We start from the raw sequence: 12,500 nt of genomic DNA on the forward strand, positions 1-12,500 counted from the left end.
GGGTACTCCTTTCTCTTATGGAATCTGGACAATTCCGAGGATACCCTACCTATTTTTATTTTTTCAAGTGCTTACACAAAATATTGTACGTCATCGGCACCTCTGGAATCGTAACTATATTTAGACCTTCATCATCCTTAATTACTTATGAAAAAGTATCAGAGGGTTCTGTCAAGGGCGAAGTGTATACAAGTCCCTTGACAAGTTCTTCAAACTTTTTTAAATAGCATAAGGATGATGAAGCTTATATCTCATAGCGTTTAAGTGCCGTCTAAATAGAGAACGGAGTAACGCTTCTTTAACGGTCTTTGCTGCCATTGTTCAATATCCTTTAAGGGCCACCTCCGTATTGTTACTGATGGTTAGGATGAGCCCAAAATTCTTTCAATGAATTTACCAATTTCACGAGTACTCATCCCGTTTTGATACATTTTGATAATGGCTGTTTCTAGCCAACCATCACGACGTTGGTAAGGTTCAAAGAGCTGAGTATGAAACATCCCTCGTCGATCACGTTGAACCATAAGGTTTTCAATTTTGCCACAACATATGTCTAATGAACGTTGATAATAGCCATTTTTGCTGTTAGGTTCATTAGGTCTTTCTTAAAAAGTTTTCAAGCTCCTCTCTCATAATGAGCACAAGTTTTTCTTTAACAAAATTCTGTTAACAAGTTATCAAGTTCATTTATCCCGGAATTTGTTACACTTGATACCATAAGGTAGGGTACTCCTTTCTCTTGGGGAATCTGGACAATTCCGAGGATACCCTACCTATTTTTATTTTTTCAAGTGGTTACACAAAATATTGTACGTCATCTGGGAGATTCTTCATTTATGACCAAATTAAGCTTATATTTTGTTTTTCTTAGTAATCGTGAGTACAGGTACATTTTGATATGTGGGCTATATCGTTGTCCATTCAACGGTTCCGTTGGCATTGGATACAATGACCATAAAGTGGTTAGCCGTCCTCATCTTTTCGGACACCAACAATGACTATTATTACATACTTTAGTTCTGAAGAATGGGTCATGATGGTTACAGTTGGTTTGTTCCTATGGTTAGGATGGAAAAGAGAAGACATGTAAGAGAGACCACTCTGTTTATCTTCGCCATCGGTGGCGGATTTAATTTCCTGTAATAAGCGTTGTTTCAACGTGACCAACCTGAAGAACTTTCTTACTTTGAGTTTTTTGGATTCACTTTGAGTATATATTCTTAGTTTTCCGAGTGGTCATGTCATGAGTTCTTTTTTTGTTGTTTGTGGTTTTCTGAATTTTTTCATACTGATCAATAAAAAACATAGGTTGTGGACTCCGATAGTTCTGTTAAGCCTGCTGACGTTGATTTTTTCATTTGTGTGAGCCCTTGCTTCATTGGCATGGTTGAGTATCTGCTTCAGTTTGTATTTGATACTGAGTATGGAAGTTAATTCTATAATTAAGAAACAGGTGTACAACACAGACCTTCATCAAGTTTATCAACGCAAAAATAGATAAGATGACCTTGTTTGAAGGATTTTAAAATAGAAGCCTTTTTCAACTTTTAAGTGTAATGATATCATACTCAGACGTTGGAGGTTAAGGTATAATTAAATGGGTATTGCTTAATAGAAGAAGTATAAGATGATCAGTGGTCTTATCGTATCGTTAAAACACCGAATCTATAGCGCCGGTAAAATCAGAGGTGAATTTATGCGTCATTTGCTAGCATTGTTATTAATCTTTATCATCTTATTTATAACGGGACTATCGGTTCCAATGGCAATCTCTGATGCAACATCTCATATGGATGAACAGGCTGTTCATGTCGGTGTCGTGGATCAGTTAGCCAAAGAAGATATGACAGCTCGTCATCAAGATACCCGACTGGAACAACGTATGCGTGAATTCGTCGGTGACTGGAGTCGCCTTCAACACTTATTACCAGTTTTTTATAAAAAAACAATGTTAGATGATACCTGGGATAGGCGTCAGTTTCAATCCCGGGACAATGCCAAATACAAAGAAGCAGTGGCGGTATTTATAAACATCAGAACCCAACTGTTTTGGGAGCAATTAAGTACACCGCAACGGTATGTGATGGACAGGGATGAGGTTGACGGTTCCTCCAATCAAACGATATTCGTTTGATCTTGACATCACAGAAGGAGGAACATATATTGTATAAATTTAGCCGTATTATCGTTTTTATTATCATTGTGACACTGGCTTTCAGTTGGATGAGTGCCACTTACGATGATGTTGCAAAGGACATTACTTTGGGTCTTGATTTGCAAGGTGGATTTGAAATCTTATACGAAGTCACGCCTGTAAAAATAGGACAAGCTGTCACCCAGGATTTGTTATTGCATACCCAGGCAGCGTTGCAAAAACGAGTGGATGTTCTTGGGGTGTCAGAACCTGAGTTCAATATTGAAGGGGATAACCGCATTCGGGTCAAACTGGCAGGAGTGACCGACCATGAACAGGCCAGACGGATGTTGGCCACTGAAGCCCACCTGACCTTCCGAGATGTGGATGACAATCTTGTTATGAGCAGAGATAACATCCGGGAAGGATCGGCAAGGGTTCACTTCGATGATTTAAATCAACCGTATGTAGCCATCCAATTTAACGATCCGGATCTGACCCGTGAAGTAACCCAAAAATTATATCAACAACCGATGGTCATCTGGATGGACTGGGAGGAAGGGGACACCTTTCGAGAAGAGAATCAAAAACCCAATCCCAAATATATTTCGGCTCCCATTGTCCAAGCGGTGTTAAGTCAAGACGGTTCTATTACCGGTTTGAGCAGCTATGAAGAAGCCAAAGAATTAGCCGATTTGCTTAATGCCGGAGCGTTACCGGTAACTTTGGAAGAACTATCCGCTCAGGCGGTCGGAGCCAAACTGGGTGAACAAGCCATGACCATGACGGTGCGGGCTGGCATCATCGGTGGCATTCTCATTATGCTTTATATGTTGGTCTATTACCGCCTTCCTGGGCTAGTGGCATCTCTGACCCTGGTCGGCTACGTGTATCTGATCTTACTGGTCTTTAACTGGATGAATGCCACATTGACTCTGCCAGGGATCGCCGCACTTATTCTGGGTATTGGCATGGCTGTTGATGCAAACATTCTAACATATGAACGAATGAAAGAAGAGATCAGAGCTGGAAAGTCCATACAATCGGCGTTTCGTTTAGGCTCCCGGAGAGCCTTGGGCACGATAATGGATGCCAATATTACCACGGCTGTCGCTGCTTTAGTGCTATTCTATTTTGGTAGCAGTGCGATTCAAGGGTTCGCTGTGATGCTCCTAGTCAGTATCGTTTTAAGCCTGGTGACTGCCGTGTTCGGCTCCAGAATGCTGCTTGGTCTGCTAGTCAGGAGTCGGATGCTGGATGGAAAACCACGCTGGTTTGGCGTCAAAGAGAATGATATCGGAGACATCCATCTGAGACACACGCCTCATTCATTTGCTTTTGACTTTATCCAACACTGGCGAAAATTTATGACTGCTTCCGCTGTACTGATTGGGTTGGGTGTGCTTGTTCTCGGTTTCGCAGGATTTAATCTGGGTATTGACTTTGAGAGCGGCACACAGTTGGAGTTTTCCGTGGAAGAGCAACAACTTACCATCGCTGAGATTGAAAATATGCTTGCCCAAATAGACTTGTTTCCCGGTGACATCCGGTTGGCCGGGAACCAAAATGAGATCGCCCGAGTTGTTTTTGCTGACATACTGGACAGGGAACAAATCGGCCACCTCAATGAAATATTGAGCGCAATCTACGGCGAGGATTTTAGTATGAGCGAGACGACTATTTCTCCGGTTATTGCCAAAGAATTGGCCATGAAAGCGGTGTGGGCGATCCTTTTGGCATCTCTAGGAATCTTAATATATGTGGCCATTCGATTTGAGTATCGCTTTGCTATTGCCGCCATTGTGGCGTTGCTCCATGATGTTTTGTTCATCATCGCTGTGATTGCCATTTTTCGGCTTGAAGTTGATTTAACGTTTATCGCTGCCGTGCTGACGGTCGTGGGTTATTCCATTAACGATACGATTATCATTTTTGACCGTATACGCGAAAACATGAAAACAGCCAAAATCACCGACAGGAATGCTTTAGGAAAGTTAATCAACCAAAGCATTACTGATACATTTCCCCGCTCTATCAACACTACGTTAACTGTTGTATTTGCCGCTCTGGCCTTGTATTTATTCGGTGGAGAAGGCATCCGAAATTTTTCCTTTGCCTTATTAATTGGGTTAATGGCTGGGGCCTATTCGTCAATCTTCATTGCAGCTCAGTTCTACTGTGTTTTAAAAGCAAGAGAATTGAAACAAAAAGCAACGTCTTCTCACAACAGTGTTTAGGAAAACGCAAGCTGAGAGAGTGGTAAGGATTACCCTTATCACTTTCTCACAGTTTTAACACAGAAGTAGGCTCTTCAGAGGAAGCCAAGAATTGCTCTTAAACTAGCCTACACCACTGAGGGGAAAAATTACTTTACCTTTACTCCTTTATAAGCAAAATGCATAATAAATGAAGACTCTCGGAAAATAGATTCATAAAATTGATCAGTCCGTAAGGACTCACCTGCAGATTTAACAGTATACATCAGTTTTTCATGTTGTTTTCAAAAATGGGCATGACAAATAACCCTAACAGAGGGCTACTTTAAAAAATGGATGATTTTACCTTCATCTTGCTTATTGTCTGAACGGAGCCGCCCATTGATCAATCAACGAAGTCATGTTGATCCCATCATGTTTCACCCATGCATCTATGTGCAGGCACATGGCTGTCAAGAAGGCTTCTATATACCAGTCACGGGTATTTCTACGCTTTTTGTTCTCAAGCCCATAATCTTCCTTTAAACGCTTATTGGTTCGTTCTACGGTCGTTCGCCGTTTGTAACGTTCCTTCCAAGCCTTGGATTTACGGGGAATCCGTGTGAAATATCGCAGATTGTCGGCTTCATACGTGTAAAACACCCTGCCATAAGCCGAATCTTCTGGAGTGAAGGTGAATTCACCCTGCTGCTGGATATGTCCAGTGCTCCGTTTATTGAGGTCGATGATGGCACTGATATCCAAGTGCCGGAGAACCTGGTAAATGGCCATGGCATCGTGTGCCGAATCCAAAATACATTCTTTGATCTTAAAATCGGAATACAGATGCTTAAGTTCAAACAGGGACGGTACAAAACAGGCACTGTCATGCCGTTCGGCAGTAAAAATTCAGATAGACCGGGAGATCGTAAGGGCTGTCTGACGCTGTAAAAACGTAAAGACTACGGCCATAGTAATATGTCTCTCGCTAACTGTCCCAACCCCAGGAAGCATCGGGATCACTGAACCTGCGGGGACAGGAACAGCGATAGACCCGATTCTTCATACATTCACATGTTGGTTTGCCGTACCGGCTAGCCCCGGTACGGACGGAAGTTCCATCCCCGGAGACACTGAGGTTCTCTAAATCTCCCAGCAGCCCTTTTTGAGCCGAAGGCAGCACAAAACACGATTTTAAAATCTGTTGTAACAGGTAGTACGGGTACTTGGAAGGGTCTCCGGGATGTTTCATAAAATGACCGACCAGTCGCTGTACAATCCCAGGCTTTTGTAAAGGTGCTTTCTCTCCTTTCTTCGTTCCTCTTTTAGGCTTACGTCGGGCCTTGCGAATCTTGTAGGTTTGGTATGGACGTTCGTTCAACCATAAACGTCTTTGAAAGTCATAAAAAGTGGCAGCACCAGGGACTTCATCGGGGCTGAAGCCACTGTAAATGGCCCAGAGAGGAAAGGCGCGCATTTTGGTGACCCACTTGTCAATAGAAGTCTCGCCTATAAAGTGCATCAAAAGAAGAGAGCGAAAGAGACAAAGGGGATCCTTAGAAAGGGGATCCTTAGCTGGTCGGCCACGATGAGAGTACTGTTTCTGGATAAGGGGGCGGAGTTTTGATAAGTCGGTGACCCATACTTTGGCCAGTTCTTGCTGATTAAAAAGGATGGGTATGATCTCCCCTTTTGAGAAATAATGTCGTTTCAACTGTTCTAAAACAAAAGTTTGAAATTGCTCGTGTGTCAAACTTGGTCTTAACATGTGAATCACCGCCTTTGAGTGATAGGTCTGTAAAAAAATGCCTTAACTCGATTGTGGAGGCGATTCTGATTTGTCAAGAGGAAAGTTTGTTCGTATGTTTTGTGGAGGGAAAAACAAAAAAGCCCAAGGCTTACGCCTTGAGTTATAAATAATCTCGGATTTCCGAGAGAGTTATAAATAATAAAGGAGGACAAATAAAGACACAATGACGATGATGAATATTGGCATTGATACCGATCAATTTATATTTTTATTCTCACTGCTCCTCATCACTGGAGTCCTGGCTGCAAAATTTTCATACAAATTTGGAGTTCCTGCCCTTATTTTGTTTATCGGGTTGGGTATGATCGTGGGTAGTGATGGTCTTGGGATCATTTACTTTGATAATGCCTCATTGGCTCAGTTATTTGGGATTCTAGCGTTGATTATTATTCTGTTTGAAGGTGGTTTACAGACAAAATGGGATAACATAAAAGCCGTCGCTTATCCATCCTTAACCCTGGCCACATTAGGTGTTGTCCTCACAGCCTTTTTCGTAGGGATAGCCGTCAAACTTATTCTGGATGTCACCTGGCTGGAAGCGTTCTTGTTTGGTGCCATTGTCGGTTCAACAGATGCAGCTGCCGTGTTTGCCGTACTAAGAGGGAAAAACATCCAGAAAAAGTTAGAATCAACTCTAGAAGCTGAATCGGGAACCAATGATCCAATGGCCATGTTTTTAACATTATCCTTAATAGAATTAATACGCTTAGATCAAGGAAATTTGCTTCTCTTGATACCACAATTTTTGTGGCAAATGGGAGCAGGTCTCTTATTAGGATATGTCATTGGAAGAGGCGCAGTTTGGGTATTGCGTCAAATCAGGTTGGATTCAGGAGGACTGTATCCAGTCCTTGGATTGGGGATGGCCATCCTCGGGTACGGTGTAACAGCAATAATCGGTGCCAGCGGCTTGTTGGCTGTTTACATTTTAGCCCTGGTCATCGGCAACGCCGATGTTCCGTATCGTCATGCCATTTTCCGCTTCCATGAGGGCTTTGCCTGGATGATGCAAATCCTGATGTTTATCTTATTAGGATTGCTTGTCTTTCCGTCAGAAATTATTGGCACCGTGATGCTCAAAGGTTTGTTAATCTCCATTATTCTCATGTTTATTGCACGGCCACTTAGCGTTTTTATCAGCATGGTCTTTTTCCGCTATACGTTTAGGGAAAACCTTTTCCTTGCGTGGTCAGGATTGAGAGGTGCCGTACCGATCGTATTGGCTACTTACCCGTTGTTAGCCGGATTGGAAAACAGTCATTTGTTCTTCAACCTCGTTTTCTTTGTTGTTTTGACTTCAGCGCTTATTCAGGGTTCAACCATTTCACCTTTGGCTAAAAAACTGGGATTAGTTGGCCCACCAGAACCCTCTTCTCCGCATAGCCTTGAGCTGGTTTCATTAGGTGAAACAAATGCGGAAATCGTGGAATATATCGTTCAAAAACAAGACGCGGTTGTTGGAAAACGTATCAAAGATATTTCATTTCCAGAACGGGTATTGATTAGTGCTATTGTCCGTAATGATCAAGTCATAACACCTGAAGGAGCAACTGTAATCCATGAAGGGGATATTTTGTTTGTTCTTGTGAATAAGGATCAGGTTGAAGCACTAAAAGAAACTTTGACCAGGTAAAAAGCTCTACCGGCTGGATATAAAATATGATTGGTTAACACACGTCCCATTGTCAATGTAAGTACGTAGCATTTTTATCGGAAGACAAGGTATAAAACATCATTCCAAAGACATCTAAACTCTTAAAAACAAGGGTGGTAAGGCAACTCCTTACCACGCTCTTTAATCTATCCTTTTTTATTTGCCGTTTTAAGGAAAGTAGGGCTGAATAAAATGCCATGGCTCAGCAACATTTCCATAACATCTTTGTAAAAAGCTTAAAGCAAATAACATTATTCGTTCATGACAAGAATTAAACTAAGTTTTGGGCCTCTGGGTTTAGCCATTGGAGGCAGATCTGCATGGATATACTTATGAACCGAAGTGCTCAGCCTCTACACGATGTAAAAAGCAAGAGAACTTTGCAATATTTTATATACTGTGTTTATACATAAGCTTTTGTTTCAGAAGGAGGAAACTCTCTGATTTCAACTCTGACTTTTCTTATTCGGCGGCTTTCCGCTTCTTCGATGGTCAGCAATAAATTTTCATAATACAGTTGCTCTCCTTTTTGGGGTACACGTTGAAATTCTTCAACCAGCCAACCGCCAAGGGTGTGATACACACACTGTCAGGAAGCTCCACCTTGGTCATGCGGGCAAATTCATCCAAGGAGAAGTCTGCAGAAAAGATATAAGTTGTCCCAAACATGGCAACAAAAAAGAGAGCTGGCTAATGTGGCTGCAGCGATATTAACCAGATTATTACCTACTAAAATGGTGGTCAGTGCTTTGTCAAAATGCTCTGAAATATAAAGTGTTTTCTGGGCTCCTTTCCGTTTCTCGTCTGCAAAGTGCTTCAGCCGGATTTATTTACACTGGAACGCTGTTTCTGTTGAAGAGAAAAAGGCAGACAAAGCGAGTAACATAAGCAACAGAACAAAGAAACTAAGCGGCACCTCGTCCAATTTAACATCACGCTCCATTACAATTTGGGTTAAAGCCTATACGATAAATTGTCTTTATATATGAACTTTATATATTAATTTGAGTGCTTTAAGGAACACTTATTCATCAAAGGAGCCCTGTCTTATGTTACTGATCAGAGGGTACATAGTACGGTGTAACCTCATTTCTTTAATATCCTTTCCTCTTTGTTCACGGGATAAAAAATGTGATTGAAATTCAAAGTATTTCAATGTCAATGATATCTGTAAACCTTATCCATTTGCTTCTTCATCCTGTATCTAAATCTTTCCTGTTTCCTGATAAATTTTTTCAATCTTACCGAGATTTCTTTGTCTTCATATTCACCAAATAAAGTTATTTTACATAACCCTTTAGTTATGGAATGCTTCCATAATGGCAAGGTTCCATTCTGCGAATAACTGTTCATGATATTCTGGTTTACCGCTTCTTGCTCTTTTCTTAGTGAAACTTATGAAGCACCTCAACATGTTCCGGGAGCATCATTCTCCTGGAAATCCACATCAGGTTGGAACCAGGCGTAATTTTTGTTTCCATGCGCAACATTGATGCTTTCTCAGCAGCCAAAATTCGGTTTAGTTCAAAGGTGCGTTGCTGTTCACGAAGTGTGCAAAATGCAATAACCTTGTCATTGGTTATTTTCTTGACGAATATAGTGCGGTATGTGGTGTGTCCTTTTTTGTCCATATAGATAATATCCACCGGATGATTCATCATTTTTTGTTTCAGTAAGAAATTTTTCATGATACCATCCACCTAATAGAACATTTGTTCTTATTATATACGAACATATGTTTTTATTTCAACTTAAATGAGATAGATAGTGTATACTTTGTTAAAGAAGGGAGAGTACTGATATGTGCGGCAGATTTACCCTTACTGTAGATGAAAATACAGTCTTAGATCGGTTTAACGCTACTAAAGCAAATGATTTTGAATATGTAAGACGTCACAACATTGCTCCCAGCCAAACTGTGTTAGCCATTGTCAATGACGGTGAGAAAAACCGCCTCGGCCAGTTGCGTTGGGGCCTAGTTCCATTTTGGGCTAAAGACTTAAAGATAGGTTATAAGATGATCAACGACAGGGCTGAAACACTGGCCGAAAAACCGGCTTTTAAAAATGCTTTTAAACGGCAACGTTGCATCATTCCAGCAGATGGATTTTTATGAGTGGAAAAAAATACCCAATGGAAAGCAACCGATGAGGATTAAAATGAAATCAGATGAGATTTTCGGTTTCGCGGGGCTGTGGGATCGGTGGAAATCACCGGATGGGACCGTTATTCACTCCTGCACCATCATCACTACAGAGCCAAACGAGCTTATGGCAGGTATTCATAACCGGATGCCGGTGATTCTCCGAAAAGAAGATAAGGAAACTTGGTTGGATAGAAGTATTGAAGACACTTATTTGCTACAGGATCTTTTGAAGCCATTTCCAGCTGATGAGATGGCGGTCTATGAGGTTTCCACACAGGTCAACTCACCAAAAAACGAGGGTCCTGACCTCATAACTAAAATATAGGCCTGAACCCTCTAAGTTATCCTCCCACTCATTAACCTTTGGCCGATAATATCAGCCACATCAATATGAGGGCCATAAGAATAGATTCCATGATCAAATTCCCTCCTTCCTACGATGTCACTAATAAACGGCATTTGTTTAGCTTTGTGACTTCAGTATTATTAAGTCAATCCTCTACTATTTAGATACAAAACAAAAAAGAAAGGGAGGACAAAAAGATATGAGCCAAAAATTGACGTAGAAATATAAAAAGCCCCTACCATGAGGGTGAGGGGTTGTTTTACTTATTCTCCTTGATTTTAACCTTATATTTTGTGTTATCTGTGCACACAAATGTTTACCACTTAGCTTGTTTTTTCAGTTCCTTCTGTAACAAAATCAATAAACACTGGCGATCTCATAAAACCTTTCCTTGTCCAGTTCCTAAATTTTACTTTAGCTTTGATCAATGGTTCCAGTCGAACAATATCCTCTGTTTCTTCAACGATCAACTGACGACTCACTTCATAAAAGACATACTTATGTTTTGGAGGTACACCAAGTTCAATCACACCAACTGGACGACCATTAACTTCGGCTAACCAACCAAACTCATCTTTTCGATATCCTGCTATCTCCACTGTTTCATACTTGTAATTTATCGTTTTTAGCCATGCCTTTGAACGTTTGCCCTCGTACTTGCTGTCCTTACGTTTGGCTACAATACCTTCCAAGTCATGTCGCTGTATAGCTTCAAACAACGCCTCCCCTTCACCGTCCACATATCGGATGACACTATAAAAGGGGGTTTCTTTTAGAACCTCACTTAGTATCTCTTTCCGTTCTATTAAACCAAGGGAGCGCAAATCCTCTCCATCATAATGAAGTATATCAAATGCCACAAACTGTACAGCAGGACCGCTACCACCCTGAAAACGCCTCATAACAAGTTCAAAATCAGGCTTGCCCGTTTCCCTATCTAAAACCACAACCTCTCCGTCAAGTATGATGTCTTTGCTATTTAAAACAGGAACATTAAGGAGTTCTGGGTACTTAAGGGTGCAATTGTTACCGTGCCGGGTATAGAGCTTGACTTCATCTCCTATTTTGGAGACTAACAGCCTGTGCCCATCAAATTTTGGTTCAAAGATATATTTATCATCACTGAAAGGTTTATCTGAAGTTTCACATAACATAGATACCAAGAACATATGCTACACCTACCTTACCGTAATTATAAACGGTAAGATAGGTAAATTAGACTAGGAAATAAAGGGAATATTACCTTATACTATGATGATGGGATAATCACCTTTTCAAAGTTCTAAGCCTGACAGCATCCCAAAAATATATTTCCCCGGGCAAGCGCACGAATTGACAAAAATAGATGATTTAAAAAAAGTATGTCGAGATTTTTTAGATTCCGCCTCACAATGGAAATCCTTACCTTCAGCTAACGGTAGGCGCTCGCCAACCCCCGTTCGGGACTTTTACCCTATAGCAACGCACCCATGCCGGGCGCACATAAATCAAGAAACCTCACCTTATGGTGAGGTCGCTTTTACTCAAAACAAGCAACATATATCTATTTACAGGATTTTTCCATTTCTCAACAAAAATTTAAAGGCATCTGAAACAATAGTGCTTTGCATAAGGTTCTCATTATTTCTGTAATAGCTAGCGGAAATTTTTTTTATTGTCACATCAACATCAGTTATAATTTTGAAACTGGAATAGTCAAATTTATTCCCATCAAAAATCGCTTCCATAAATCGATTTGAGGAATTGCCGTTGGATAGTAAAAGGTCAAAGATAACCTTACCGGTAAAATTATTCTGCAAATCACTTTCTATACTTTCAAGTTCCTCTAATGGGTTAATGTATGAATTTGACAAAATCAAACATACATTATTCGGTTCCTCAACCTTTTTAATTTCAAATGTTTTCATATTAAACACCTTTTCTATTTATGCTCTCAGAATGATCTGTTTCCTTCATGAATGGGTAACATTCGGTATGTTTCTTCAATAATTTCAAGCGTTTTATTAATAATGAGGCTTTTGCAAAATGCCTTTTTTACCGTGAGGTAAACAAGATTTTGGAACCTAATACCATAATTGGTTGTAAAGCTATTGATCTTAAGTGATCGAGGGTATACTTTCCCCCCTCCCCACCATATGCGGGCTGGTGATTTCCATGTTTAATTTTGGTTTTAAGCAGCGATGTTCATACTTTGTCTTAGATGCATGCTTAGGGC

11 protein-coding genes and 2 pseudogenes are annotated in these 12,500 nt (G+C 40.7%); 4 read left to right on the forward strand and 9 right to left on the reverse strand.

From position 1 onward, the window contains the following. Positions 1 to 266 precede the first annotated feature (266 nt). Positions 267 to 718, reverse strand: a pseudogene (locus tag J2S00_RS19235) (transposase); the annotation flags it as partial. A 245-nt stretch (positions 719 to 963) separates the two neighbouring features. Further along, on the reverse strand, positions 964 to 1,158 hold the full coding sequence (locus J2S00_RS19240; protein ID WP_307343779.1) for a hypothetical protein: 195 nt from the start codon (positions 1,156 to 1,158) through the stop codon (positions 964 to 966). 604 nt (positions 1,159 to 1,762) lie between these two features. Between J2S00_RS19240 and J2S00_RS19245 the strand changes: the two genes are divergently transcribed. Both J2S00_RS19245 and secD read left to right on the forward strand, forming a co-directional pair. Then, the gene (locus tag J2S00_RS19245; protein WP_307343782.1) at positions 1,763 to 2,134 is read left to right on the forward strand and encodes a hypothetical protein; all 372 of its coding nucleotides are present in this window, start codon (positions 1,763 to 1,765) and stop codon (positions 2,132 to 2,134) included. A 29-nt stretch (positions 2,135 to 2,163) separates the two neighbouring features. Beyond that, positions 2,164 to 4,371, forward strand: coding sequence for a protein translocase subunit SecD (gene secD, locus J2S00_RS19250; RefSeq protein ID WP_307343784.1), 2,208 nt, complete (start codon positions 2,164 to 2,166; stop codon positions 4,369 to 4,371). 336 nt (positions 4,372 to 4,707) lie between these two features. Here the strand turns inward: secD and J2S00_RS19255 are convergent, their stop codons facing one another. Further along, positions 4,708 to 5,238: a transposase gene (locus J2S00_RS19255; RefSeq protein ID WP_307343798.1), complete on the reverse strand. Its 531-nt coding sequence runs from the start codon at positions 5,236 to 5,238 to the stop codon at positions 4,708 to 4,710. Between the two features lie 79 nt (positions 5,239 to 5,317). Further along, the gene (locus J2S00_RS19260; RefSeq protein ID WP_307343786.1) at positions 5,318 to 6,097 is read right to left on the reverse strand and encodes a transposase; all 780 of its coding nucleotides are present in this window, start codon (positions 6,095 to 6,097) and stop codon (positions 5,318 to 5,320) included. A gap of 211 nt (positions 6,098 to 6,308) precedes the next feature. Here J2S00_RS19260 and J2S00_RS19265 point away from each other — a divergent pair, with 211 nt between their 5' ends. After that, entirely contained in the window at positions 6,309 to 7,772 is a 1,464-nt protein-coding gene (locus tag J2S00_RS19265) for a potassium/proton antiporter (RefSeq protein ID WP_307343800.1), read from the forward strand. A gap of 424 nt (positions 7,773 to 8,196) precedes the next feature. On the opposite strand, the gene J2S00_RS19270 is transcribed toward J2S00_RS19265, so the two are convergent. The 3 genes from J2S00_RS19270 to J2S00_RS19280 form a co-directional block, all read right to left on the reverse strand. Further along, the gene (locus J2S00_RS19270; RefSeq protein ID WP_307343789.1) at positions 8,197 to 8,376 is read right to left on the reverse strand and encodes a transporter associated domain-containing protein; all 180 of its coding nucleotides are present in this window, start codon (positions 8,374 to 8,376) and stop codon (positions 8,197 to 8,199) included. A 39-nt stretch (positions 8,377 to 8,415) separates the two neighbouring features. After that, the gene (locus J2S00_RS19275) at positions 8,416 to 8,619 is read right to left on the reverse strand and encodes a CNNM domain-containing protein (RefSeq protein ID WP_307343803.1); all 204 of its coding nucleotides are present in this window, start codon (positions 8,617 to 8,619) and stop codon (positions 8,416 to 8,418) included. Between the two features lie 559 nt (positions 8,620 to 9,178). Next, entirely contained in the window at positions 9,179 to 9,481 is a 303-nt protein-coding gene (locus J2S00_RS19280) for a hypothetical protein (RefSeq protein WP_307343792.1), read from the reverse strand. A gap of 113 nt (positions 9,482 to 9,594) precedes the next feature. Between J2S00_RS19280 and J2S00_RS19285 the strand changes: the two are divergent. Next, positions 9,595 to 10,264: pseudogene (locus J2S00_RS19285) on the forward strand (SOS response-associated peptidase). 344 nt (positions 10,265 to 10,608) lie between these two features. Here the strand turns inward: J2S00_RS19285 and J2S00_RS19290 are convergent. Both J2S00_RS19290 and J2S00_RS19295 read right to left on the reverse strand, forming a co-directional pair. Then, positions 10,609 to 11,439, reverse strand: coding sequence for an ATP-dependent DNA ligase (locus tag J2S00_RS19290; RefSeq protein WP_307343795.1), 831 nt, complete (start codon positions 11,437 to 11,439; stop codon positions 10,609 to 10,611). Positions 11,440 to 11,832: 393 nt separating this feature from the next. Then, positions 11,833 to 12,192 carry a type II toxin-antitoxin system RnlB family antitoxin gene (locus J2S00_RS19295; RefSeq protein WP_307343796.1) on the reverse strand — a complete coding sequence of 120 codons (360 nt, stop codon included), beginning with the start codon at positions 12,190 to 12,192 and terminating at the stop codon, positions 11,833 to 11,835. Between the last annotated feature and the right edge of the window lie 308 nt (positions 12,193 to 12,500).

It is taken from the genome of Caldalkalibacillus uzonensis, from assembly GCF_030814135.1.
In the GTDB taxonomy this organism is placed as follows: Bacteria; Bacillota; Bacilli; order Caldalkalibacillales; family Caldalkalibacillaceae; genus Caldalkalibacillus; species Caldalkalibacillus uzonensis.